Annotated in this window: 21 protein-coding genes and 1 pseudogene; 11 read left to right on the top strand and 11 right to left on the bottom strand. The window is 66.6% G+C overall.

What is annotated here, in order from left to right; all coding sequences use genetic code 11:
- The first annotated feature begins 768 nt into the window (after positions 1-768).
- A complete protein-coding gene (locus ACIGII_RS15530; protein ID WP_399639548.1) occupies positions 769-3,639 on the top strand; it encodes a TonB-dependent receptor in 2,871 nt (956 codons plus the stop codon).
- 97 nt (positions 3,640-3,736) lie between these two features.
- On the opposite strand, the pseudogene ACIGII_RS15535 reads toward ACIGII_RS15530, so the two are convergent.
- Positions 3,737-5,122: pseudogene (locus ACIGII_RS15535) on the bottom strand (TonB-dependent receptor domain-containing protein); the annotation flags it as partial.
- Between ACIGII_RS15535 and ACIGII_RS15540 the strand changes: the two are divergent.
- Positions 5,122-5,583 carry a VOC family protein gene (locus ACIGII_RS15540; protein WP_399639681.1) on the top strand — a complete coding sequence of 154 codons (462 nt, stop codon included), beginning with the start codon at positions 5,122-5,124 and terminating at the stop codon, positions 5,581-5,583. The pseudogene ACIGII_RS15535 and the gene ACIGII_RS15540 sit on opposite strands and share 1 nt — an antisense overlap.
- A 48-nt stretch (positions 5,584-5,631) precedes the next feature.
- Entirely contained in the window at positions 5,632-6,510 is an 879-nt protein-coding gene (locus ACIGII_RS15545; RefSeq protein ID WP_399639551.1) for an EamA family transporter, read from the top strand.
- A 146-nt stretch (positions 6,511-6,656) separates the two neighbouring features.
- Here ACIGII_RS15545 and betA read toward each other — a convergent pair whose 3' ends face one another.
- The 7 genes from betA to ACIGII_RS15580 form a co-directional block, all read right to left on the bottom strand.
- Positions 6,657-8,327 carry a choline dehydrogenase gene (betA, locus tag ACIGII_RS15550; RefSeq protein WP_399639554.1) on the bottom strand — a complete coding sequence of 557 codons (1,671 nt, stop codon included), beginning with the start codon at positions 8,325-8,327 and terminating at the stop codon, positions 6,657-6,659.
- A 2-nt stretch (positions 8,328-8,329) separates the two neighbouring features.
- Positions 8,330-9,802: a betaine-aldehyde dehydrogenase gene (betB, locus tag ACIGII_RS15555; RefSeq protein WP_399639556.1), complete on the bottom strand. Its 1,473-nt coding sequence runs from the start codon at positions 9,800-9,802 to the stop codon at positions 8,330-8,332.
- A 34-nt stretch (positions 9,803-9,836) separates the two neighbouring features.
- Positions 9,837-11,816 carry a choline BCCT transporter BetT gene (gene betT, locus ACIGII_RS15560; RefSeq protein WP_399639558.1) on the bottom strand — a complete coding sequence of 660 codons (1,980 nt, stop codon included), beginning with the start codon at positions 11,814-11,816 and terminating at the stop codon, positions 9,837-9,839.
- A gap of 81 nt (positions 11,817-11,897) precedes the next feature.
- Positions 11,898-12,635, bottom strand: a complete 738-nt coding sequence (locus ACIGII_RS15565; protein WP_399639683.1) for an endonuclease/exonuclease/phosphatase family protein — start codon at positions 12,633-12,635, stop codon at positions 11,898-11,900.
- A 53-nt stretch (positions 12,636-12,688) separates the two neighbouring features.
- Entirely contained in the window at positions 12,689-13,519 is an 831-nt protein-coding gene (locus ACIGII_RS15570) for a thiol:disulfide interchange protein DsbA/DsbL (RefSeq protein ID WP_399639561.1), read from the bottom strand.
- A 106-nt stretch (positions 13,520-13,625) separates the two neighbouring features.
- On the bottom strand, positions 13,626-14,270 hold the full coding sequence (locus ACIGII_RS15575; protein ID WP_399639563.1) for a thiol:disulfide interchange protein DsbA/DsbL: 645 nt from the start codon (positions 14,268-14,270) through the stop codon (positions 13,626-13,628).
- A 113-nt stretch (positions 14,271-14,383) separates the two neighbouring features.
- Complete coding sequence (locus ACIGII_RS15580; RefSeq protein WP_399639566.1) at positions 14,384-15,184, bottom strand: c-type cytochrome; 801 nt, start codon at positions 15,182-15,184, stop codon at positions 14,384-14,386.
- Positions 15,185-15,315: 131 nt separating this feature from the next.
- On the opposite strand from ACIGII_RS15580, the gene yihA reads away from it, so the two are divergent.
- A complete protein-coding gene (gene yihA, locus ACIGII_RS15585; protein WP_399639569.1) occupies positions 15,316-15,939 on the top strand; it encodes a ribosome biogenesis GTP-binding protein YihA/YsxC in 624 nt (207 codons plus the stop codon).
- A 178-nt stretch (positions 15,940-16,117) separates the two neighbouring features.
- Here the strand turns inward: yihA and ACIGII_RS15590 are convergent, their stop codons facing one another.
- On the bottom strand, positions 16,118-16,180 hold the full coding sequence (locus ACIGII_RS15590) for a hypothetical protein (RefSeq protein WP_399639686.1): 63 nt from the start codon (positions 16,178-16,180) through the stop codon (positions 16,118-16,120).
- On the opposite strand from ACIGII_RS15590, the gene ACIGII_RS15595 reads away from it, so the two are divergent.
- On the top strand, positions 16,163-17,527 hold the full coding sequence (locus tag ACIGII_RS15595; protein WP_399639571.1) for a glutamate--cysteine ligase: 1,365 nt from the start codon (positions 16,163-16,165) through the stop codon (positions 17,525-17,527). The genes ACIGII_RS15590 and ACIGII_RS15595 overlap by 18 nt on opposite strands.
- 45 nt (positions 17,528-17,572) lie before the next feature.
- Here ACIGII_RS15595 and ACIGII_RS15600 read toward each other — a convergent pair whose 3' ends face one another.
- Positions 17,573-18,625, bottom strand: a complete 1,053-nt coding sequence (locus tag ACIGII_RS15600; protein WP_399639574.1) for an NAD(P)-dependent alcohol dehydrogenase — start codon at positions 18,623-18,625, stop codon at positions 17,573-17,575.
- Positions 18,626-18,729: 104 nt separating this feature from the next.
- Here ACIGII_RS15600 and ACIGII_RS15605 point away from each other — a divergent pair, with 104 nt between their 5' ends.
- Both ACIGII_RS15605 and ACIGII_RS15610 read left to right on the top strand, forming a co-directional pair.
- Positions 18,730-19,620: a LysR family transcriptional regulator gene (locus tag ACIGII_RS15605; RefSeq protein ID WP_399639576.1), complete on the top strand. Its 891-nt coding sequence runs from the start codon at positions 18,730-18,732 to the stop codon at positions 19,618-19,620.
- A gap of 56 nt (positions 19,621-19,676) precedes the next feature.
- Positions 19,677-20,087 carry a glutaredoxin family protein gene (locus ACIGII_RS15610; protein WP_399639579.1) on the top strand — a complete coding sequence of 137 codons (411 nt, stop codon included), beginning with the start codon at positions 19,677-19,679 and terminating at the stop codon, positions 20,085-20,087.
- A 10-nt stretch (positions 20,088-20,097) separates the two neighbouring features.
- Here ACIGII_RS15610 and ACIGII_RS15615 read toward each other — a convergent pair whose 3' ends face one another.
- Positions 20,098-20,505, bottom strand: coding sequence for a VOC family protein (locus tag ACIGII_RS15615; RefSeq protein ID WP_399639582.1), 408 nt, complete (start codon positions 20,503-20,505; stop codon positions 20,098-20,100).
- Positions 20,506-20,635: 130 nt separating this feature from the next.
- Between ACIGII_RS15615 and ACIGII_RS15620 the strand changes: the two genes are divergently transcribed.
- The 4 genes from ACIGII_RS15620 (at position 20,636) to ACIGII_RS15635 (ending at position 23,533) form a co-directional block, all read left to right on the top strand.
- Positions 20,636-21,019: a VOC family protein gene (locus tag ACIGII_RS15620; protein ID WP_399639584.1), complete on the top strand. Its 384-nt coding sequence runs from the start codon at positions 20,636-20,638 to the stop codon at positions 21,017-21,019.
- Between the two features lie 94 nt (positions 21,020-21,113).
- Positions 21,114-22,118: a glycoside hydrolase family 43 protein gene (locus ACIGII_RS15625; protein WP_399639586.1), complete on the top strand. Its 1,005-nt coding sequence runs from the start codon at positions 21,114-21,116 to the stop codon at positions 22,116-22,118.
- Between the two features lie 93 nt (positions 22,119-22,211).
- On the top strand, positions 22,212-22,481 hold the full coding sequence (locus tag ACIGII_RS15630) for a DUF2845 domain-containing protein (RefSeq protein WP_399639587.1): 270 nt from the start codon (positions 22,212-22,214) through the stop codon (positions 22,479-22,481).
- A 95-nt stretch (positions 22,482-22,576) separates the two neighbouring features.
- Positions 22,577-23,533, top strand: a complete 957-nt coding sequence (locus tag ACIGII_RS15635) for a helix-turn-helix domain-containing protein (protein WP_399639590.1) — start codon at positions 22,577-22,579, stop codon at positions 23,531-23,533.

Here is a 23,533-nt window from a genome sequence, read left to right on the forward strand (position 1 = left end):
TTATTGCCTCGGCATTGGTCGTCCTGCTGCTCAGTGCTTGCGATGATGGTACCCGGGGGGAATTGGATGCGAAGCCGATCTATGGAGACATGAGCAGCCTGTACTATGGCGCGATGTGTCACTCCGGAAGACAGGAACTGAGCAACCTTCGATCCAGGTCGGTCCGCATTGCAGTCGAAGGGGGTGGGTGTGCAGTTCTCTACCTGGATGGCGTTGATCCGAAAGGGGCACTGCTGATGTACCCCGGCGGGGACAGTGTCGGGCTTCAGTGCGAGGGGCTCGCTGATAAACTGAAGAGATACGAAGCCCATGCCCGTGTGTTACGCCGGGTGCAGGAAAAGTGCGGCACGAAGTGAGGGGTAACGCCAAATGCAGGCGCGAGCGCAGGCAGGGGCTCGCGTTTAAGACAATGCCGTTATCGCGCCGATCTCTTCTACGTTCGGTCGGCAGGGGCGCGACCCTACCTCGGCATTTCGATGAAGTGGCGGGACTGCTTGCTCCTTCTTGTTGTCCCACGCTGTCTACGCTGCCCCGGCCAAGAAGCCCGGTCCGTACTAAATCGCCTCTCCGCGTTTGGAGGCCTCGGTAATGAGCCAACCGTTTATGCAGTCGAAAGCGCCGTCGACGGTCGCGTTCGTAAAGTCTGCGTGAAACCGCCGATTTCATCACGCCTTCATCTTTACAGGTTGTTTACAAAGGAGACGCTGCCGCGCTTCGAGGGGGAGGCGACGGCGGTCCCAGCTAGCCATTCCTTTGGAGAGAGAGCGAATGAACAACCTGCATTACCGCCCCTTGGCGGCTGCCGTAGCGCTGTGCCTGCTGTCCGTCCCCGCCCTTGCCACCGCGCAGGACACCCCCCGTAGCACCACCGACCTCGACCGGGTCGAAGTCACCGGTACCCGCATCAAGCGGGCCGAGGTCGAAGGCCAAGTGCCGATCCAGACCCTCACCCGCAGCGAGATCGAGCGCACCGGCCTGACCTCCATCGGTGAAGTGCTGCAGCAGCTGACCGGGTCCGGCTCTGCGCTAAATGCCAAGTTCAATTCGTCCGGCAACTTCGGCTTCCCGCCCGACGGCAGCGGTGTCGGCGCCGGTTCGGCGCAGGTCGACCTGCGCCACCTGGGCGCCAAGCGCGTGCTGGTGCTGGTCGACGGCATCCGCTGGGTCAATGAGTCCTCCGCCTCGGGCGTGGGCGCCGCCACCGACCTCAATACCATTCCGCTGGCCATCGTCGAACGCATCGAAGTCCTCGAAGACGGCGCGTCTTCGCTGTACGGTTCGGACGCGATCGCGGGCGTGGTCAACATCATCACCCGCCGCGAATTCGACGGCGGCCAGGTCACCCTGAACTATGGTGAGTACACCAAGGGCGACGGCACCCAGAAGGGCGTGGACCTGGCCTGGGGCACCAGCGGCGACCGCTACACCCTGTTCCTGGGCGCGAGCTGGACCAAGCAGGACGATGTGAAGGCCAGCACCCGCGAACAGTCGCGCTTCCCGATTCCGGGTACCGGGCTGTCGTTCGGCAGCTCGGCGACGCCGACCGGGCGCTTCATGTTCACCGATCCGAACACCGGCATCGCCTACAACATCACGCCCAATTCCGGGGTGACCAATCCCACCTTCAACGGAGTGGGGGGCTGCGACCGCACCGACGACTACCACTGCTTCGCCACGGCGGACCGCTTCAACTTCGCCGAGTACAACCTGCTGCTGACCCCGTCCGAACGGAAAGGGATTTTCGGGCAGTTCCGCTTCGATATCAGCGACGACGTGCAGTGGTACATCAAGGCCCTGGCCAACCGCCGCGAGTCGACCAACCAGGCCGGTCCCGAGCCGCTGTTCTTTGGCCCGGACGGCGCTACCGGCAACCCGCTGGCCGACAACATCGTGATTTCCGCGCTCAACCCCTATAACCCGTTCGGTTTCGACCTGGATTCGTCGAGCAACCTGAGCATGATCGGCCGCCGGCCGGTCGAAGGCGGGCCGCGCATCTTCGAGCAGGAAGTAAACACCACCTATTTCGCCACCGGCCTTACCGGCCTGTTCCAGGCCGCCGATCGCAGCTGGTCGTGGGACATCAATGGCGCCTACAGCAAGAACAAGGCCGAACAAACCAACTACGGCAGTTACAACATCTACAACGCCAACATCGCCCTCGGTGACCCGGCCATCTGCGCGGCCACCCCGGGCTGCGTGCCATTGAACATCTTTGGTGGCCCCGGCACCATCACCCAGCCGATGCTGGACTGGATCCAGCCGGTGGTGCACGACCGCAGCCAGAACGAACTGACCCTGTTCACCGCCAACCTGAGCAGCGACCTGTTCACCCTGCCGGCCGGTCCGCTGTCGTTCGCCACCGGTTACGAATACCGCAAGTACGAAGGCGAGTACCAGCCGGACCCGATCACCGTTCGCGGGCATTACAACGGCGTGCCGTCGCTGCCGACCTCCGGTTCCTACGACGTCAACGAGGCCTACCTGGAACTGGCCGTGCCGATCTACGCCCGCGCCGAGCGCAATGAGCGGCTGGACCTGAGCGTGGCCGGCCGGTACTCGGACTACTCCACCTTCGGTGGCGAGTTCGTGCCCAAGTACGGCCTGCGCTGGCAGCTGAGCAACGACTTCGTGCTGCGTACCAGTTACGCCGAAGGATTCCGCGCGCCGTCGATCGGCGAGTTGTACGGTTCGGCCGCGCGTGCCGACCTGCAGTTGTTCGATCCCTGCTCGGTCGGCCTGGGCGGCACGCCGCCGCGTGGCAGTGCGGCCAATTGCGCCGCACTGGGCGTCCCGGCGGGCTTCCAGCAGGCCAATTCGCAGATTTCGGTGACGACCGGTGGCAACGACCAGCTGGACCCGGAAACCTCGCGCAGCTTCACCGCGGGCTTCGTCTGGAGCCCTTGGTTCGGCAGTGATGCGGCGTGGTCGGAGCGCTTCGACGTGGAAGTGACGTTCTACCGCCACACCATCGAAGGCGCGATCCAGGCGATCAACGCGCAGACCCAGCTCGACCTGTGCGTGGACACGCTGGATCCGCTCTACTGCGGCGGCATCACCCGCGCCTCCACCGGTGCGGTCAGCGGCTTCAACAACCGCCTCACCAACCTGGGCTCGATCAAGACCGACGGCTGGGACGTGGACCTGTTCTGGACCTTCCCGCAAAGCGACGTCGGCCAGTTCAAGCTGGCGTGGCAGAACACCTTCGTCGGTCGTTACGAGGCGGTCGGTGCAGCCGGCCAGCGCCAGCCGCAGGAGCCGGGCGTGGAGGTCACCGACAGCTCCATCCCGGAGTGGACCAGCAACGCCACGCTGAGCTGGACGCTGGGCAACTGGAACGCGTCGTGGACGGTACGCCACATTTCCAAGCTCACCGAGCAGTGCGGCGATGCGGCGGCATTCCCGGTGTGCAGCGACCAGGCTGCCGGCACCAACGAACTGGCAGCCACCACCTACAACGACATGCAGGTGGGCTACAAGTTCGACTGGATGAAAGGCCTGCAGCTCAGTGCCGGGTTGAACAACGCCTTCGACAAGGATCCGCCGATCTGCCTGTCGTGCTCGCTCAACGGCTACGACGCGTCCACCTACGACATCCCGCGTGGGCGCTACTGGTACGTGCGCGCGGACCTGCGGTTCTAGGATCTGGTGATCCATGACGCAGAAAGCCGGGCGATGCCCGGCTTTCTGTCTGGTGCCGTGCACCCGACCAACGGTCGGGTGCTACCGGGGATGGCGGTCAGAACGACCAGGTGAAGGTGATCGAGCCGTTGCGGCCGTCGCCGTAAGCACCGTAACCATTGATCTGCGAGAAGTATTCCTTGTCCAGCAGATTGTTGAGGTTGGCCTGCACGCTGAACTGCGGGGCCAGGCGGTAGCGCACGAACGCACTGACCAGCGCGTAGCTTTCCTGCTCGATGCGGCCATAGGCCGGCACCGGGTAGTAGATGCCGTTCTGCCAGTTCACGCCGCCGCCGACGGTCAGGTCGCTCAGCGACTGCGGGGTGTAACTGGTGAACAGCTTGATGGTGGTCTGCGGCAGGTTGGTGTTGATGTCCGCGCCGTTGATGTCCTTGGCCACGTAGCGCGAGGCACCGAAGGTGGCGTTCCAGCCGGTGGCCAGCTCACCGTTCAATTCCAGCTCGAAGCCACGGCTGACGGTGCCGCGGGCGCCGATGTAGGCGAATTCGCCCGGACGCGACGGAATCGGTTCATTGGTGATCTGGGCTACGTTGTCCTGCTCGATTCGGAACACGGCCAGCGATGCATTCAGGCGGTTGTCGAACCAGGCAGCCTTGACGCCAACTTCGTAGCTCTTGCCATCGACCGGATCGAGGTAGCTGTCGTTGCGGTCGCGTGCCGTCTGCGGCTGGAAGATCTCGGTATACGCGGCATACGTGCTCCACGTGTCATTGAGGTCGTAGACCAGGCCCGCGTAAGGCGTGGTTTCCTTGTGCGAGCGATCCGAGCCTTCGCCCTCGCTCTTCCAGTCGGTGTACCGCGCGCCGAGGATCAGCTTGAGCGGATCGGCCAGCGCCAGGCGGGCGGCGGCATAGCCCGCCTTCTGGGTGATGGTGCCTTCGCTCTGCAGCGGCAGCGTTCCGACCCAGTTCGGTTCCGGGAAGTCGGCAACGCCGGCCAGGTAGTTGTCCAGGGGCGCCCAGCCCATCTGGTAATCGCCGTAGTTGGCGTAGTCGCGCTTGTTGTAGCTCAGGCCGGCCATGACCTGGTGTTCGCGGCCGAACAGCTGGAACGGGCCTTCCACGTAGCCATCTACCGCATCGACCTTGCGCTCGGTGTTGTAGAACCCGGCCGAGGGGGTGACGCCGGCGCCGGTGACCGGGTCGAGCAGGGAAGCGCCCGAGGTCCAGTCGTTGTAGGCCGGGTAGAACAGCTTGTCGTCGGCCTTGGTCTCGTCATGCGTGGCACCGAGGCGGACCTTCCAGTCGTTGGCGAAGCCGTGCTCCAGCGTGGCGAACAGGCGCTTGCTGGTGGTATCCCAATAGGTCCAGCCCGGATTGGCGCTGAAGGATTCGTCGAACGGGGTCGGCGAACCGTCGGAGAACAGCATCGGGAAGCCGCCCCAGGTGGCGCCATTGGCGCGCTTCTGCTGGTAAGAACACCCTGTGTCTCTGGTATGACGGCACCGCCGAAGAGGCATCCGCGTTTTACGCTGCCACCCTCCCGGACAGCTCGGTGCAGGCCGTGCATCGCGCGCCGTCCGACTTCCCGTCCGGCAAGAAGGGCGATGTGCTGACGGTGGAGTTCACCGTGGTCGGCATTCCCTGCATCGGCTTGAACGGCGGGCCGGCGTTCAAGCACAGCGAGGCGTTCTCGTTCCAGATCGCCACCGACGACCAGGCCGAGACCGACCGCCTGTGGAATGCCATCGTCGGCAACGGTGGCCAGGAAAGCGATTGCGGCTGGTGCAAGGACAAGTGGGGGCTGTCGTGGCAGATCACCCCGCGCGTGCTGACCGAGGCGTTCAACAGCACCGACCCCGCCGTGGCCAAACGCGCCTTCGAAGCGATGATGACCATGAAAAAGATCGACGTGGCCAGGATCGAGGCAGCAGTACGCGGGTAACGACACGGCAGGTATCTCGCAAAGGGTGCCCCGGCGTATCCTCGCGCGATGACTACGTCGCGCCTCTCCCGCTTGTTCCCCGTCCTGGCCGTGCTCGGCTCGGTCACCTCGCTTGCCGTGGGTACCTCGTTCGCCAAGGATCTGTTCCCGGTGATCGGTGCGCAGGGCACCAGTGCGCTGCGCGTAGGCTTCTCCGCACTGGTGCTGCTGGCGGTGTTCCGGCCGTGGCGCTGGACCACCACGCGCGCCGATGCGGGCGCGATCTTCCGCTACGGCATCACCCTGGGGGTGATGAACCTGCTGTTCTACATGGCGCTGCGCACTATTCCGTTCGGCATCGCGGTGGCCATCGAATTCTGCGGGCCGCTGGCGGTGGCGATGTGGTCCTCGCGGCGCCCGATCGATTTCGTCTGGGTGGGGTGTGCGGCCGCCGGCCTGCTGCTGTTGCTGCCGCTGGGCCACGGCGAGCCGCTGGACCTGACTGGTGTGCTGTACGCGCTGGGCGCGGCGGTGTGCTGGGCGCTGTACATCATCTTCGGCAAGCGCGCCGGCCACCTGCATGCGGGACACACGGTATCGCTGGGCCTGTGCGCGGCGGCGCTGGTGGTGGTGCCGGTGGGCGTGGTGCACGCCGGCATGGCGTTGCTGGATCCGACGATCCTGCTGTTCGGGCTGGGCGTAGCGGTGGTGTCCAGCGCGATCCCGATGTCGCTGGAGATGGCGGCGTTGAAGCGCTTGCCGAAGGAAACCTTCGGCATCCTGATCAGCATGGAGCCGGCGGTGGCCGCGTTGTTGGCGATGGGGTTGCTGGCCGAGCACCTTACGCTGCTGCAGTGGGCGGCGATTGGCTGCACGGTGCTGGCGTCGGTGGGGAGCACGTTGACGGCGAACCGGCGGGCGCCGGCGCTGCCGGACCCGGCGGGGTAGCCGAGGGGGTAGAGCCGACTGTTAGTCGGCTATCGCGCGAAGCGCGATGGTATTGATATCGCCATGGAGAGCAGCCGACTAACAGTCGGCTCTACCCAGTCGGCTCTACCCAGTCGGCTCTACCCCGTGGGACACGCGTTCGGGCATCAGCCGCGCACCGGCGCGTCGCCTGCCACGTAATACGTCGCGGTGCTGCGCGGCAACGGCGCCCGCCCGCGGATGCGGTCGGCGATCTTCTCGGCGATCATGATGGTGGTCGCATTGAGGTTGCCGGTGATGATGCGCGGCATGATCGATGCGTCCACCACGCGCAGGCCCTGCATGCCATGCACGCGGCCCTGGCCGTCCACCACGCTCATCGCATCGGTGCCCATCGCGCACGAGCAGGACGGGTGGTAGGCGGTTTCGGCACGGGCACGCACGAAGGCATCCAGCTCGGCGTCGGTGCGGCAGTCGGCGCTGGGGCTGATCTCGCGCCCGCGGTACGCATCGAGCGCCGGCTGGGCAATGATCTCGCGGGTGATCCGGATCGCATCGCGGAACTCCTGCCAGTCCTGGTCGGTGGACTGGTAGTTGAACAGGATCGACGGATGCTGGTGCGGGTCGGCCGAGCGTGCGTGCACGCGGCCGCGGCTGGGGGTGCGCATCGACCCGACATGCGCCTGGAAGCCGTGTTCCTTCACCGCATTGGTGCCGTTGTAATTGATCGCTACCGGCAGGAAGTGGTACTGGATATTGGGCCACTCGAATTCCTCGCGCGTGCGGATGAAGCCGCCGGCCTCGAACTGGTTGCTGGCCCCGATCCCGGTGCCGGCGAACAGCCATTCGGCGCCGATCGCCGGCTGGTTCCACCACTGCAGCGCCGGGTACAGCGACACCGGCTTGGTGCAGGCGTACTGCATGTACACCTCCAGGTGGTCCTGCAGGTTTTCGCCGACGCCGGGCAGGTCATGCACCAACGGCACGCCCAGCGCGGCCAACAGCGCCGGCGCGCCGACCCCGGAGCGCTGCAGGATCTGCGGCGAAGCGATCGCGCCGGCGCACAGCAGGACTTCGCGGGCGGCGAAAACGTCGGTGGGCTCCGCGCTGCCGCCGGCCAGGTAGCGCACGCCCACCGCGCGCTTGCCGTCGAACAGGATGCGGTCGGTGGTGGCGTGGGTGACGATCTCCAGCCCGGGCCGGCCCCGGGCCATGTCCAGGTAGCCGCGCGCGGTGCTGGAGCGGCGCCCGCGCGGGGTCACGGTGCGATCCATCGGGCCGAAGCCTTCCTGCTGGTAGCCGTTGAGGTCGTCGGTGTGCGGGTAGCCGGCCTGCACGCCGGCCTCCACCATGGCGTGGAACAGCACGTTGTTGTCGTTCTTCGGCGTGGCCACGCTGACCGGGCCATCGCCGCCGTGGTAATCGTTGGGCCCGATGTCGCGGGTTTCGGCCTTGCGGAAGTAAGGCAGCACATCGAGGTAGCTCCAGTCTTCCAGCCCATCGAACGTGGCCCACTGGTCGAAGTCCAACGCGTTGCCGCGGATGTAGCACATGCCGTTGATCAGCGACGAACCGCCCAGGCCCTTGCCGCGCCCGCACTCCATGCGCCGGTTGTCCATGTGCGGTTCCGGCTCGGTTTCATAGGCCCAGTTGTAGCGCCGGCCCTGCAGCGGGTAGGCCAGTGCGGCCGGCATCTGCGTGCGGAAATCCAGGCGATAGTCCGGGCCGCCGGCTTCAAGCAGGAGCACGCTGATGCCGGCGTCTTCGGTGAGGCGTGCGGCCAGCGTGTTGCCGGCCGAACCGGCGCCGATGATGATGTAGTCGTATTCGCGTTTCATGGTCAGAACACCGATGCGTAGCGGTCCAGTTCAATCTGGACGGATTTGGTGCGGGTGTAGGCACGCAGCGTGGCCAGGCCGTTTTCGCGGCCCACCCCGGATTGTTTGTACCCGCCCACCGGCATCGGCGCGGGCGATTCACCCCAGCAGTTGACCCAGCAGATGCCGGCCTCCAGCTGGTGGATCAGGCGGTGCGCGCGGCTCAGGTCAGCGGTCACCACGCCCGCCGCCAGGCCGTACTCGGTGGCGTTGGCGCGGCGCACGGCCTCGGCTTCATCGTCGTAGGCAAGCAGGCTCAGCACCGGCCCGAAGATCTCTTCGCGCACGATGGTCATCCCGTCGCGGCAGTCGCTGAAAATGGTCGGGGCGACGTAGCAGCCCTTGCCGAGCGCGCCGTCGGTGAGACGCCCGCCGCCGCAGACCAGGCGCGCACCCTCGGCCTTGCCGCTCTCGATATGCGCCAGCACCCGCCGCATGTGCGCGGCACTGACCAGCGGCCCGAAGTTGGTGTCCGGTGCCAACGGATCGCCGATCCGGATGCGCGCCACGCGCTCGCGCAGCGCCTGCTCCATATCGGCCAGCAGGGCCTGGGGCACGAACACGCGGGTGCCGTTGGTGCAGACCTGGCCGGCGCTGTAGAAGTTGGCCATCATCGCCACGTCGGCGGCCAGGTCGAGGTCGGCGTCGGCGCAGATGATCAATGGCGACTTGCCGCCCAGTTCCATGGTCACCTCCTTCAGCGTGGAGCTGGAGGCGCTGGCCATCACCTTGCGCCCGGTCGACGTGCCACCGGTGAACGAAATTTTCTCGATGCCCGGGTGCTCGGTCAGGGCCGTGCCCACGCCGGCGCCGTCGCCGGGCAGCACGTTGAACACGCCGTCCGGCAGCCCGGCTTCGGTGAACAGTTCCGCCAGCTTCAGCGCCGTCAGCGGGGTGACTTCGCTGGGTTTGAAGATCATCGCATTGCCGGCCGCCAGCGCTGGCGCGGCTTTCCACAGCGCGATCTGGATCGGGTAGTTCCAGGCCCCGATCGCGCCGACCACGCCCAGCGGTTCCTGTCGCGTATAGAAGAAGCTGCCTTCGCGCAGCGGCACCTGGCTGCCTTCCAGCCCATGCATCACCCCGGCGTAGTACTCCAGCACGTCCGCACCGGTCACGATGTCCACGCTGCGCGTCTCGCTCAGCGGCTTGCCGGTGTTGAGGCTTTCCAGTTCGGCCAGGTCATCGTTGCGTTCGCGCAGCAGTGCTACCGCGCGCAGCAGGATGCGTGAGCGCTCCACGGTGGTCAGCGCGGCCCAGGCCTTCTGGCCGGCCTGCGCGCTTTCCACGGCGGCGTCCAGGTCATCGCTGTTGGCGCTGTGCACATTGGCCAGCACCTCGCCATTGGCGGGGTTGACCACCTCGAAGGTGCGTTTGCCCTGCGAGGGCACAGGTCGGCCGCCGATGTACAGCAGCTGGTCGGGAAGGGTGGGCATGGCGATGACTCCTTTGCGTCGGGAGACCAGCGGGTCAACGGGTCAGATGCAGGAACTGCAGGTGGCGCTCGTACTGGTCGATGATGTCGTTGATGATCTGCTGGCGGCTGTAGCCGACCAGCTCGTAATCCTGTCCACCTTCATAGAGGTGCACCTCGGCACGGTAGTAGCGCTGGTTGCGGAAGCGCTGCGCGGCGAAGGAGGGGGTGAGGTAGCCCTTCATCACCACCTGGTAGGTGAACACCTGCTGCTCGCCATGGTCCACGGTGAGCTGCATGTCACCCGGCTCGAAGCGGGTTTCCACGTCCAGGCCCTTCTCGCGCAGCTGCGCGGCCACCGCCTCGAGTGCCGGGCGCACTTCTTCATCCATGAAGCGGTACACCTCATCGCGTGCCGGGAAGTGCACGGCCTGGGTGATGCGCTGGCGCCAGCCACGCTGATGCCGCGATTGCCCCACCACGGGAATGGGCGAGTATTGCGAGGCCTTCTTCCGCTGCGACTCCTCGCCCAATGCACGGGTCAGGCCCCACAGCATCAACAGCAGTACTACAGAGAATGGCAGCGACGCCAGCACCACCGCCGATTTGAGCGCGTCCATGCTGCCGGCCAGCAGCAGCCCGGCGGTGACCAGGGCGGTCATGACGCCCCAGAAGACGCGCAGCCAGCGCGGGCCATCGTCTTCAGGGACGCCACCGTGCGAGGACAGGGTGGACAGCACCACGGTGCCGGAATCGGCCGAGGTGACGAAGAAGACGAAGCTGACGATCACCGTCACGGTGATGACCGCACGGCTCCACGGGTAGCTTTCCAGCAGCGCGTAGAGCACGGTGGGCGGATTGTCCACAGCCATCTGCGCCAGGTGTTCCTGGCCGTGGTGCAGGACCTGGTCGAGCGCGCTGTTGCCGAAGATCGACAGCCACGCCAGGGTGAAGCCCAGCGGGATCAGCAGGACGCCCAGCACGAATTCGCGGATGGTGCGCCCGCGCGAGATCCGCGCGATGAACAGCCCCACGAACGGCGCCCAGCCGATCCACCAGGCCCAGTAGAACACCGTCCAGTTGCCCAGCCAGTCGGCGCGGCCGCCGTAGGCATACACGTCGAAGCTCTTGCCCACCACATTCCCGAGGTAATCGCCCAGGTTCTGCATGAGGGTGCTGAGCAGGTACTGGGTGGGGCCGGCGAACAGCATGAACAGCAACAGCGCGATGGCCAGCAGCATGTTGATGTCCGACATCCAGCGCACGCCCTTTTCCACTCCGGACACGGCCACGGTGATCGCCGCGCCCATCATCAGCGCGATCAGCGCCACCTGTACCCACGGCGCATGCGGGATCGGCAGCAGCACATTGAGGCCGGCGTTGAGGTGCAGCACGCCAAAGCCCATGTCCGCGCCGATGCCGAACACGGTGGCGACGATGCCCAGCGCATCCACGGTGTAGCCGATCGGGCCGTTGATGCGTTTGCCGATCAGCGGGTACAGCGCCGAGCGCAATGCAAGCGGCAGGTTGTGGCGGTAGGCGAAGTAGGCCAGGGCCATGGCCGCCAGCGCGAACACCCCCCAGCCGTGCAGGCCCCAGTGCAGGAACAGCAGCTGCATGGCCTGGCGCGCGCCGGCTTCGCCGCCGCCCACGCCGCCCTGCGGCGGTTGCAGGTAATGGGTGAGCGGTTCGGACACGCAGAAGAAGAACAGGGTGATGCTGATGCCGGCGGCGAACAGCATGCCGGCCCACGACAGATAGCTGAACTCCGGTTCGTCGTGGTCCGCGCCGAGCTTCACCTGGCCGTAGCCGGACAAGGCCACCCCGACCACGAAGACCAGGTACACGGTCATGGCCAGCAGGTAGTACCAGCCGACATTGCGGGACGCCCAGGTCTGCGCTTCCAGCAGCAGCACGCCGGACGAGCTGGGAAACGCGGTGACCAGAATGGCGAATGCCGCCACGAGGGTGGCGGCAAGCAGGAAGACCGGTCGAAGCGTGCGCACCTCGCTGGGAGGCGTCTCCACGGTGCTCATGGATGAGGGGCTCACACAGTGCCGTTGCCGGCAGACCCCGCCGATTAGCGCATACGCGCTGTGGACATCCCGTTTACGCGATCAGCGCAACGCATCGGCGGGGACGTCGATCTCCATCGCCAACGCCAGGTGATCGGAGAACGCGGCCGGTACGGCTTCGGCGCTGCGCTGCTGCAGGCCGCTGCTGAGCAGGATGTGGTCGATGGCCCGGTCCGGGCGCCAGCTCGGGAAGGTAGGCACCGCACAGCCGGGCGGCTGCAGCGTGGTCTTCTGGTACAGCACCTGCATTTCGGGGCGCTCGGCCAGGCAGTTGAAATCGCCCATCAGCACCGCGTTGGAATGACCGGACAGCAGGTCGGCAATGAAGGCCAGCTGCGACATGCGCGAGTTGGTGCCCAGCGACAGATGGGCCACGGCCACGGTCAGCCCTTCGGCGCCGTCGCCGAATCTGGCCAGCAGCACGCCGCGCCCGCCGATCCGGCCGGGCAGGGCGTGGTCCTGGACTTCCACCGGCTCCAGCCGGCTCAACAGGCCGTTGGCGCTGGAGGCCACCCCGCCCATGCGGCGGTTGGGCTGGTGGCTCCAATAGTTGAACCCGGCGCGCTGGGCCAGGTAATGGGTCTGGTTGGTGAAGCCCGAGCGCAGGCTGCCGGGGTCGGCCTCCTGCAGGCCGACGATGTCATGGCCCCGGGCCAGCTGGGCGATGGCATCCAGGCTGGTCCGCTTGCGGCCCGCCGGCAACGCATGCGACCAGCTGCGGGTCACATAGTCGCTGTACCGGCGGGTGCTCGAGCCGGCCTGGATGTTGGCCGTCAGCAGGCGCAGGGTCCGCGTGTGGGGGGAAGTCACGACAGTTGCGGGCTCTTGGAGGCTCAGTTGCCCTTGGCGGCGCGTTCGCGGGCGATCAGGTGATCGGCGATGCGCAGCATGTCCGGGAAGCTCTTGCCCTTGACCAGGTACTTGCCGTTGACGATCACCGACGGGGTGCCCTGGATCTCCGAGTCCTGCGCGAACTTCTTGGCCTTGTTGGTCTGGCCGGTCACGCTGAAGCTGGACATGGCCGCGAGGAACTGCTTCTGGTCGGCGCCGTGCTTGGCGTAGAAGGCGGCGATGTCTTCGACCGAATCCCGGCCGCGCTCGCCCTTCAGGCTCTGGTCGACGTGGATGGCCTTGTACAGCGCTTCATGGGTCTTGTCTTCCAGGCCCAGCGACTGCGCGGCGTAGAAGGCCTTGCCGTAGTTGTCCCAGGTACCGCCGAACATGGCCGGCACGTAGACGAAGTTCACATCGCTCGGCAGGCCTGCCTTCCACGGCCCGATCAGCGGCTGGAACGCGGCGCAGGCCGGGCAGACGAAGCCGAATACTTCCGCCACTTCGATCTTGCCGGTGGCTGGCTGGAACGGCTTGCCATTGGCGATAACGACGTAGTCGGTGCCTTCGACCGGGGCCGGACCCACCGGCTGCGAGGAGGCGGGGGCCGGGGCCGGGGTGGTGGCTTCGGCGGCGGCGGTCTCGGCAGCGGCGGTTTCGCCACTGGCAGCCGGGGCGGCTTCGGTCGGTGCCGGGGCGGTGTCAGTGGCCGGGGTGCTGGTCGGCGCAGCCGGTTCGGTCGGCGTGGTGGTGTTGGCGGTGCCGTCCTGGGCCTTGCAGGCAGCCAGGAGAGGCAGCAGGGCCATGAGCATGAGGGCGAAACGGGTCTTCATCGAAGCGTCTCCAGCAGAGCATGTTGGGGCCGGCGCATCGGGCGCCGGCCAGGGGGGAATGATGACACGCGGCCGCCGGGGCGCCGCGTGCAGGGTGCGTGATGGTTCAGCGAGCCTTGTCAGCGCGCTCGCGCGCGATCAGGGCATCGGTATTGCGCAGCATGTCGTCGAAGGAGTCGCCCTTGACCAGGTACTTGCCGTTGACGATCAACGCCGGGGTGCCGGGCACCCGGGTGCGCTGTGCGAATTCCCGCGCAGCCTTGACCTTGTGGTCCACTGCCAGGCTCTTCAGCGCGGTGGTGTAGGCGTCCGTGCTCACCCCGTATGCCGTGTAGAAGCCTGCCAGTTCCTCGGGCGACACGTTCTGCATGGGAAGCGCTTTTTCTTCATGCAACGCCTTGAACATGGCGGCATGGCTGCGCTTGGCCACCCCCAGCTGCTCGGCCGCGTAGTAGGCACGGGCGTAGGAATCCCAATAACCGCCGAACGCGGCCGGCACCGGGGTGAAGCGGACGTCCTTGGGGAGCTTGCTCGCCCAGGCCTCCAGGGTGGGTTCGAAATGCGCGCAATGCGGGCAGGTGTAGCCGAACATTTCCACCACTTCGATCTTGCCGGCCAGCGGCGCGAACGGGCCTGGTGACGCGATCACCTCGTAATCTTCGCCTTCCACCAGCGGGGCGGCCGGCGCGGCCAGCGCCGTCAGGGGGCTCAGGGCCAGCAGCAGCAACAACAAACGGGGCATCCGCATCATCTACATCGCTCTCCATCGGAAAAAACAACGCCGGCCCAGTGCCGGCGTGGGGTGAACATACCCCGCCGCGAGGGCAGGGTGCATCTGTCATCGGTCGCGGTGCGCCCCCGGCCTTACTGTCGTGCAGCGCCGGGTCGCGGTGCGGCTGCGGCGGCCGCCACGTCATCGGCGCGGTTGTGCAGGCCCTGCAGGTAGCTGCCCAGCGCCTGGATTTCCTGCTCGGTCAGTGACTTGGCGATACTTGCCATGATCTGGAAGTGGGCCTTGTCGGCTTCCTGGGTCACCCCGGCCTGGTACTCCTGCAGCCGGCGCGCCACGTAGGACGCATGCTGGCCGCCGATGTGCGGATAGGCCGGGCCCGGATTGCCGGCGCCGGTGGGGCCGTGGCAGGCCATGCACGCCGGAATGCCGCGCTGGGCATCGCCGCCGCGATAGAGCTGCTGGCCGATCTCGAAGAACTTCCTGTCCTTGTAGGGACCTTCGGTGACCACGCTGTCGTCGGCCAGCCCCGCATTGGCCTTCTGCGTCGCGAAGTAGGCGCCGATGTCGCGCATGTCCTGCGGCGTGAGGTCCTGCACGAACGGCACCATCGCCGCCGCGGCCCCGGAGGTGCGCTGGCCGTTGGCGATGAGCGCCATCTGCAGGGCGCTGTAGCGCTCGCTCTGGCCGGCGATGCTGGGGTACATCTCCACCGTGGAATTGCCATCGGCCGAATGGCAGGCCGCGCAGGCGGCCGCCTTGGTCTGGCCGGCTTTCGGGTCGCCCCAGGTGGTCTTGCTGAAATCGACTTCAAGCGACGCCGTCCTGACCGGCGCGTTGTCCGGCAGCGGGGTCACCGCGGTCTGGGCGACCGCGACGGCGGCCAACAGCGATACAGCAACAGCGGAAACGGCAAGAACGCGAGCATGGCGCATGCGGAAGCTCCGTGTGGACCGGCCTGGCATGTGCAGGATGCACACGCGGGGATCGCCCGATTATCCATGCGGTTTCACGCCAGGGTCAACGCGGCAGTGCGGCAAAACCGGTGGCGTGCGATCCTATGGGCATGTCATTGCTCCTCGAACGCGCCCATTACCTGCTCTCGGCCCACAATACCCGGCAACTGCCGGACGACGTGGGGGCCGAGGTGGCCTTTGCCGGCCGCTCCAACGCCGGCAAATCCAGTGCCCTCAACGCCCTGACCCGCCAGAACAGCCTGGCCCGGGTGTCCAAGACCCCCGGCCGCACCCAGCAGCTGGTGTTCTTCGAAGTCACCCCGGAGGCCAAGCTGGTCGACCTGCCCGGGTATGGCTACGCCAAGGTGCCGCTGGACCTGCAGGCCCACTGGCAGGCCTTCATCGACCAGTACTTCCGCACCCGCGAGGCCCTGCGCGGCCTGGTGGTGGTGATGGACATCCGCCACCCGCTCAAGGACTACGACCGGCAGATGCTGGCCTACGCCGTGCAGCGTGGCCTGCCGGCGCACGCGCTGCTGACCAAGGCCGACAAGCTGGGCCGGGGCCAGCAGGGCATTGCCCTGCAGAAAGTGCGCAAGGAACTGCAGTCGTCCTTCGGCGACACCGTCAGCGTGCAGACCTTCTCCGGCCCGGCCCGCCAGGGCGTGGACGAGGCGCGCGGCATCATCGGCGGCTGGCTGGGCCTGAATCCGCCGGCACCCGACGCGCCCTGATTGCTGACACCCGACCAACGGTCGGGTGCTACCGGCAGGTACCGACCGTTGGTCGGTACACGCGCGGCCCGTGGACAGGCCCGCGGTCAAGTCCCATCCAATAGGATGCAGAAAACCGTCACGGTGGCATGACGGCCGGAACCGCCACCCTATACTGCGCCCTTGCGATGCGGGTCGATCAGCCCCACATCCCCGTCCAGACCAGAATCCCTGCGAGCCCCCCTTGTCGAGCCCCAGCCACGTCGCCGAGACGCCGATCACCGACCGCAACGAACTGGTCGCCACATTGGCCTCCGGCGAAAAGCCCAAGGCGCAGTGGCGCATCGGCACCGAACACGAGAAATTCGGCTTCCAGCTGGACGACCTGCGCCCGCCCACCTTCGATGGCGAGCGCGGCATCGAGGCGCTGCTGACCGGGCTGACCCGCTTCGGCTGGACGCCGGTGCAGGAGAAAGGCCGCACCATCGCGCTGCTGCGCGACAACGCGTCGGTGACGCTGGAGCCGGCCGGCCAGCTGGAGCTGTCCGGTGCCGCACTGGAAAGCATCCACCAGACCTGCGTGGAGACCGGTACCCACCTCAATGAGGTGGCGCAGGTGGCAGCGGAGCTGAAGCTGGGCTTCCTGGGCATGGGATTCCAGCCCAAGTGGCGGCGTGATGAAATGCCGTGGATGCCCAAGGGCCGCTACCGCATCATGCGCGATTACATGCCCAAGGTCGGCTCGCTGGGCCTGGACATGATGACCCGCACCTGCACGGTGCAGGTCAACCTGGATTACGCCACCGAAGCGGACATGGTGAAGAAGTTCCGGGTGTCGCTGGCGCTGCAGCCGATCGCCACGGCGCTGTTTGCCGACTCACCGTTTACCGAAGGCAAGCCGAACGGCTACCTGAGCTACCGCTCGCACATCTGGACCGACACCGATGCCGACCGGACCGGCATGCTCGATTTCGTGTTCGAGGATGGCTTCGGTTACGAGCGTTACGTGGATTACCTGCTCGATGTGCCGATGTACTTCTCCTACCGCGATGGCGTGTACCACGACGCCAGCGGGCAGAGCTTCCGCGATTTCATGGTGGGCAAGCTGCCGGTGCTGCCGGGCCAGCTGCCGACGCTGCGTGACTGGTCGGACCACATGACCACGGCGTTCCCGGAAGTGCGGTTGAAGAAGTACCTGGAAATGCGCGGGGCCGATGGTGGCCCGTGGGCGCGGCTGTGTGCGTTGCCGGCGTTCTGGGTGGGCCTGTTGTATGACGATGCGGCGCTGGATGCGGCGTGGGACCTGGTCCGCGACTTCAGCCTGGTCGAGCGCCATGCGCTGCGCGACGGGGTGCCCAAGCATGCGCTGAACCTGCCGTTCCGCGGTGGCACGGTGCGTGACTTGGCGCGCGAGGCATTGAAGATCGCGGTGGCCGGCCTGCAGCGCCGCGCCGCGCGCAACGCCGACGGCCAGGACGAGAGCCACTTCCTGGATGTGCTGCAGGAGATCGTTGATTCGGGCATCACCCCCGCCGAGCGCAAGCTGGCGCTGTTCCATGGCGAGTGGAACCAGAGCGTGGACCCGGTGTTCAAGCAGTTCGCGTACTGAAACCGCCAAAAAAAACCCCGGCCAGGCCGGGGTTTTTCTGTTGCATCAGGCCGCCAATGTGGCCATGTCGATCACGAACCGGTACCGCACGTCGTTCTTCGCCATGCGCGCCCACGCGTCGTTGACCGTCTTGATGTCGATCACTTCGACGTCGCTGACGATGTTGTGCTCGGCGCAGAAGTCCATCATTTCCTGGGTTTCGGCCATGCCGCCGATCGCCGAGCCGGTGACGTGCTTGCGGCCGAAGATGACGCTGGAGCCGTTCAACGGCGGGTCCAGTTCGGTGATCACGCCGACCAGGCACATGGTGGCGTCACGCTTGAGCAGCGACATGTACGGGTTGGTGTCGTGGCTGACCGGAATGGTGTTGAGCAGGAAGTCGAAGCTGTTGGCGTGGGCCTTCATCTGCGCCGGGTCACGCGAGACCAGCACTTCGTCGGCGCCCAGGCGCTTGGCATCGGCACCCTTTTCCGGGGTGGTGGTGATCATCACCACGGTGGCGCCCATCGCCTTGGCGAACTTCACGCCCATGTGGCCGAGGCCACCCAGGCCGATCACGCCGACCTTCTGGCCGGGGCCGACCTTCCAGTGGCGCAGGGGAGAGTAGGTGGTGATGCCGGCGCACAGCAGCGGCGCGGCGGCCTTGAGGTCCAGCGTTTCAGACACCTTCACCACGAAGCGCTGTTCGACCACGATGTGGTCGGAGTAGCCGCCGAAGGTGAGCTGGTCGCTGCCGCGCTCGGTGCTGTTGTAGGTGTAGGTCGGGCCCTTTTCGCAGTACTGCTCCAGGTCGTGGTCGCAGGCGTCGCAATGGCGGCAGGAGTCGACCATGCAGCCGACGCCGGCGAAGTCGCCGACCTTGAAGCGGGTGACGTTGGCGCCGACTTCGGTGACCCGGCCGATGATTTCGTGGCCCGGCACCATCGGGAACTGGGCGCCGCCCCAGTCGTCGCGGGCCTGATGCAGGTCGGAGTGGCAGATGCCGCTGTAGAGGATCTGGATGCGGACGTCGTCGGCACCGACCGCGCGGCGTTCAAACGAGAACGGCACCAGCGGCGCGGTCTGGTCGTGCACGGCATAGCCATGGGCGAGGGACATGGGGATATCCTGGGTTTTATGGAAAGGCGCTTTACAATACGCCCGTGACCCGGCCGTATACAGTCAATATATCGGCATGATTCATCAAGGCAGACTGCACAATCATGGCCACTGACAACCTTACCCATCTGGCTGCGTTCGCGGCGGTCGCGCGCCACCGCAGCTTCCGCCGCGCCGGGGCGGAGCTGGCCTTGTCCACCTCGGCGGTGAGCTATGCGATCCGCGCGCTGGAAGAGCGGCTGGGGGTGGGGCTGTTCCACCGCACCACCCGCAGCGTGGCCCTCACTGAAGCCGGGCAGCGCCTGCTGGATCGCCTGCAGCCGGCGCTGGGCCAGGTGCATGACGCGCTGGAAGAAATGAATCATTTCCGCGCGGCGCCGGCCGGGCTGCTGCGGATCAATGCCACCCGCGCGGCGGTGCATACCCAGCTGGGCCCACGCCTGGCCCACTTCCTGCGCGCGCACCCGGACGTGCGGCTGGAGGTGGCGCAGGACGATGGGCTGGTGGACATCGTGGCCAACGGCTACGACGCGGGGGTCCGCCTGCACGAGTTCGTGCCCGAAGACATGGTGGCGGTGCCGCTGGGCCCGTCGTTGCGGGGCCTGATCGTGGCGTCACCGGCCTATCTGCGCGGGCGCGGCGTTCCGCGGCATCCGCGCGAGCTGGTCGAGCACGAGTGCGTGCGCTTCCGCTTCGCCAGCGGGCATCTTTACAAATGGCAGTTCGAACGCGATGGGCAGACCCTGGACATCGACGTGCCGGGACGGCTCACGCTGGGCGACCAGCACACCATCCTGCAGGCGGTGCTGGACGGCCTGGGCTTTGCCTACGTGCTTGAAGACGCCGCGCGCCCCTACCTGGACGATGGCCGCCTGGTGGCGGTGCTGGAGGACTGGAGCGAGCCCTTCGCTGGCTGGGTGCTGTACTACCCGCGCCAGCGGCAGATGTCTTCGGCCTTGCGCGCGTTCGTGGACATGCTGCGCGACGACGATTGAGCGCAGCGCGCGTGGCGTGGTAGCGTCGCCGCCACTGCACGGGGACACGGATGTCGATGAACCGCACGATCGTACTGCTGATCATTCTGGGACTGGCGGGCGGGTTGCTGCACGCCAAGCGCACGTTTTTCCCCTCGCGCGCGCAACTGGCACGCGAGGCGGCGACACTGCCGGTGTCGGCGCTGGTGCCGCCGGCCCACACCGTGCGTGGCCCCGCGGTGGATGTCTACGGTCGCGATGGCTGCGGCTACACGCGGGGGATGCTAGCCGACCTGCAGGCGGCCGGCGTGCCGGTGCGCTACCACGACATCGACGTCCCGTCCGTGGAAGCGCAGTTCCATGCGCGTTTCCAGCATGAGGGGGTGATGCGCAATGGCGCCTATGAGCTGCCGATCGTGGCGGTGGCCGGCCAGTCCCTGGCGCGCCCGGGTTCGGACGCGGTGATTTATCGCTTCAGGGCACGCTGAGCGGCAGCCTTCAGCTGCTGATGATCTCGTCATAGCCGCCACCCAGGAACTGCAGCAGACAAAAGCCGTGGCCGAAGGGGTCGGCCAGCAGCGCGATCCGGCCCCAGACACGGGTTGCCGGCGCCTGCTCCACGCGCGCGCCCGCGGCAATCGCGCGCGTCAGGGCGGCATCCAGATCGTCCACGACCCAGTCCAGATGCACCGGCGTCCAGTGCCGGCGGTAATCGCGGCGGTCGCGCACCTGGGGCGTGGCCGTGGTGCCGGGGGCTTTGGACAGCAGGTAGATCGGCGCCGGGCCCCCCAGCAGCTCCACGCCGTCCTTCCCGAACCGCCGGCCAACACGGAGCGCGAACGCACGCGTATAGAACGCGAGCGCGTCATCCAGGTTGTCCACATCGATGTTGACCAGAAACTGCATGCGACCTCCTCAAGGCAGCAGTGCCGCTCCGCCGCGCCCGATCCTGCACATCCTGCGGTGGATCACCGCACACCCTTGCCAGGCCTTCGGCGATATCGTCGCACCACCGTGTGTACGAATGGAGGTCGCCATGATCCACCACCTGGACCACTTGGTCCTGACCACCACCAATGAAGCTGCTGCCACGTCCTTCTACGTCGAGATACTGGGCATGGACCTGGAAACCTTCGGTGAAGGCCGCAAGGCCTTCCGGTTCGGCAACCAGAAGATCAACCTGCACGTGAAGGGGCACGAGTTCGAACCGAAGGCCCACCTGCCGGTGCCCGGCGCGCTGGACCTGTGCTTCATTGCTGCGGTCCCGCTGGATGCGGTGATCGAGCGGCTGCACGCACTGGGCGTGCCGATCGTGGAAGGGCCGGTGTCCCGGACCGGCGCCGTTGGGCCGATCCGCTCCATCTACCTGCGCGACCCGGACCTCAACCTGATCGAGATCGCCGAGTACGGCGCCAGCTGAGACCCGTATGCCGCTCTTCGACGCCTGCGCACGGAAATCTCGGGCTGAATCGATCTAAACTCGAACCTCATCTACCGGTTCGGGAGGGCAGGGCATGACGCTTCGCAGCACGATGATCGCCGCGGTACTGGCAACAACGGTTTCATTCGGTGTCGCTGCAGTCGGCGCGGCACAGGACACGGCGCCGGCGATGTCCGGCAATCCGATCCTGCCGGGCTGGTACGCCGACCCGGAAGCGGCGGTGTTCGGCAAGCAGTACTGGATTTTCCCCACCAGCTCGCGCGAGTACGCCGAGCAGACCAGCTTCGACGCGTTCTCGTCACCCGACCTGGTGACCTGGACCAAGCATCCCGGCGTCCTGAAGGTCGAGGCGGTTTCCTGGGCGCGCGAAGCGATGTGGGCGCCTTCGGTGGTGGAGAAGGACGGTCGCTACTATTTCTTCTTCTCCGCCAACGACATCAAGAACGACCAGGAGCTGGGTGGGATCGGCGTGGCCGTGGCCGACAAACCCGAAGGGCCCTACCGCGACCTGCTCGGCAAGCCACTGGTGGGCGGGTTCCACAATGGCGCGCAGCCGATCGACCAGTTCGTGTTCAAGGACGACGATGGCAGCTGGTACATGCTGTACGGCGGCTGGAAGCACGCCAACATCGTGCGCCTGAAGGATGATTTCACCGGGGTGCTGCCGCTGGCCGACGGCACCGTGTTCAAGGAAATCACCCCGGCCCCGGAATACGTGGAAGGCCCGCTGATGTTCAAGCGCGATGGCCGTTATTACTTCATGTGGTCCGAAGGCGGCTGGGGCGGTCCGGATTACTCGGTGGCCTATGCCATCGCCGATGCGCCTACCGGCCCGTTCAAGCGGATCGGCCGGATCCTGCAACAGGACCCGGCCATCGCCACCAGTGCCGGGCACCACTCGGTCATCCACGCGCCGGGCAGCGACAACTGGTACATCGTCTACCACCGACGTCCGCTGGGCGACACCGCGCGCGATCACCGGGCCACCGCCATCGAGCGCATGCACTTCGATGAACAGGGCCACGTGCTGCCGGTTCGCATCACGCACGAGGGCGTGCCGGCCGATCCAATGCGGTGATGTGTGACCCAGGGATAATGTCGCCCGGGGCCGGGTTGTGGCAAAGTCGGCCCCGGGACGTGTCTGTCCCGGCACTCAGGGAGCACCACGATGATGAAGAGGAACGCAATGCTGCTGGCGCTGTGCCTGCTCGCCGGGCTGGCATCGGCGGACAACGTACGCTTTGACCGTGGCCTGGTGAACTCCGGCGACGACGCCGGCAAGGTCACCCAGGTGGCAGGGCGGCCGGACCGGGTGGTCCAGCTGGAAAGCGACCAGGGCGGCAACATCGGTGAGCGCTGGGAGTACTACCAGCCGCGCAAGACCATCCAGATCACCTTCCGCGACGGCAGGGTCACCACCATCCGGGAAAATTTCAACTAGCCACCACGCGCGCCAGGCAGCGACCTTGATGGGGGAATCGCCGCGGCCGGGCAAGCAGCACCTGCAGTACCTTCCTTCCGTTCACGGCGACCCCCATGCCGCTGCTGAGGTTCAGCGATTTCGAGGCTTACACCGACGCGCTTGCGGGCGTGGACGGCGTCATGCGCCTGGTCGGGCCCGGCAGGAGCGAGTGGACGCTGGAACTGCTGGATGCCGGCGACGTGGTCGCCATGCTGGGGAGCGATGGCGCGCCGGTGCTGTTCAACGGCCTGAACCAGCATGATCGCTACCTTGCCTATATCTCGCTGCCCGGCAGCGATGCGGCCATGCAGGGCCAGGAAACCTCCGATGAGCAGTTCATCTGGTATCCGCCCGGCAGCGAGGTGCACGGCTATTCACGCAAATCCTCGCGCTTCATCGCGCTGAGCATGGATGCGGTCGCGGTGGTGCAGCGCGCGCGTGAGGTGGCCGGGTTGTTCGACGACCATGTCGCGCGTATTACTCCGGTCAACATCGGCCGGGAAGAAGTCACCGCGATCATCACCCTGGTCACGCGCGCGCTGACCATCGACCGCGACGATCCCGCGCTGTTCCAGGTAGCCAGCGTGCGCAAGGCCTTCAGCGGTCAGCTGATCCACGCACTGCTGCGCTGCATGGTGCTGGCCAACCCCGAAGCGGTGCAGCGTTCGCGCGGGCGCCCGCCCGTGCCGCGCAATGAGATCATCCGGCGCAGCCTGGACCATATCCACAAGAGCATCCGTGGCGAAGCGGTCATCGGCGATCTGGTCCTCAGCGCCGGCACCTCGCAGCGATCCTTGAACCGCGCGTTCGATGAAGTGTTCGGGATGGGGCCGCAGCAGTACTACATGCTTGAGCGCATGCACGTGATCCGCAAGGCGCTGCGCGAGGCCAGCCCCGGCGACACCGTCACCACCATCTGCACCCGGTTCGGGGTCTGGGATCCCGGCCGCTTCGCCGGCATGTACCACCGCACCTTCGGCCTGCACCCGTCCGTGGAACTTGCCGCCGCGTTGGCATCGTCCCGGCCGTAG

Source organism: Stenotrophomonas sp. NPDC077420, assembly GCF_044543385.1.
In the GTDB taxonomy this organism is placed as follows: Bacteria; Pseudomonadota; Gammaproteobacteria; order Xanthomonadales; family Xanthomonadaceae; genus Stenotrophomonas.

What these genes read in the sequence shown, in the direction of transcription:
- ACIGII_RS15635 (WP_399639590.1), top strand. Translation starts at nt 22,577, where the DNA reads ATGCCGCTGCTGAGGTTCAGCGATTTCGAGGCTTACACCGACGCGCTT.
- ACIGII_RS15580 (WP_399639566.1), bottom strand. Translation starts at nt 15,184, where the DNA reads ATGCGCCATGCTCGCGTTCTTGCCGTTTCCGCTGTTGCTGTATCGCTG.
- ACIGII_RS15620 (WP_399639584.1), top strand. Translation starts at nt 20,636, where the DNA reads ATGATCCACCACCTGGACCACTTGGTCCTGACCACCACCAATGAAGCT.
- ACIGII_RS15605 (WP_399639576.1), top strand. Translation starts at nt 18,730, where the DNA reads ATGGCCACTGACAACCTTACCCATCTGGCTGCGTTCGCGGCGGTCGCG.
- ACIGII_RS15625 (WP_399639586.1), top strand. Translation starts at nt 21,114, where the DNA reads ATGACGCTTCGCAGCACGATGATCGCCGCGGTACTGGCAACAACGGTT.
- ACIGII_RS15615 (WP_399639582.1), bottom strand. Translation starts at nt 20,505, where the DNA reads ATGCAGTTTCTGGTCAACATCGATGTGGACAACCTGGATGACGCGCTC.
- ACIGII_RS15575 (WP_399639563.1), bottom strand. Translation starts at nt 14,270, where the DNA reads ATGATGCGGATGCCCCGTTTGTTGTTGCTGCTGCTGGCCCTGAGCCCC.
- ACIGII_RS15530 (WP_399639548.1), top strand. Translation starts at nt 769, where the DNA reads ATGAACAACCTGCATTACCGCCCCTTGGCGGCTGCCGTAGCGCTGTGC.
- ACIGII_RS15630 (WP_399639587.1), top strand. Translation starts at nt 22,212, where the DNA reads ATGAAGAGGAACGCAATGCTGCTGGCGCTGTGCCTGCTCGCCGGGCTG.
- ACIGII_RS15545 (WP_399639551.1), top strand. Translation starts at nt 5,632, where the DNA reads ATGACTACGTCGCGCCTCTCCCGCTTGTTCCCCGTCCTGGCCGTGCTC.
- betT (WP_399639558.1), bottom strand. Translation starts at nt 11,816, where the DNA reads ATGAGCACCGTGGAGACGCCTCCCAGCGAGGTGCGCACGCTTCGACCG.
- betA (WP_399639554.1), bottom strand. Translation starts at nt 8,327, where the DNA reads ATGAAACGCGAATACGACTACATCATCATCGGCGCCGGTTCGGCCGGC.
- yihA (WP_399639569.1), top strand. Translation starts at nt 15,316, where the DNA reads ATGTCATTGCTCCTCGAACGCGCCCATTACCTGCTCTCGGCCCACAAT.
- ACIGII_RS15610 (WP_399639579.1), top strand. Translation starts at nt 19,677, where the DNA reads ATGAACCGCACGATCGTACTGCTGATCATTCTGGGACTGGCGGGCGGG.
- betB (WP_399639556.1), bottom strand. Translation starts at nt 9,802, where the DNA reads ATGCCCACCCTTCCCGACCAGCTGCTGTACATCGGCGGCCGACCTGTG.
- ACIGII_RS15570 (WP_399639561.1), bottom strand. Translation starts at nt 13,519, where the DNA reads ATGAAGACCCGTTTCGCCCTCATGCTCATGGCCCTGCTGCCTCTCCTG.
- ACIGII_RS15600 (WP_399639574.1), bottom strand. Translation starts at nt 18,625, where the DNA reads ATGTCCCTCGCCCATGGCTATGCCGTGCACGACCAGACCGCGCCGCTG.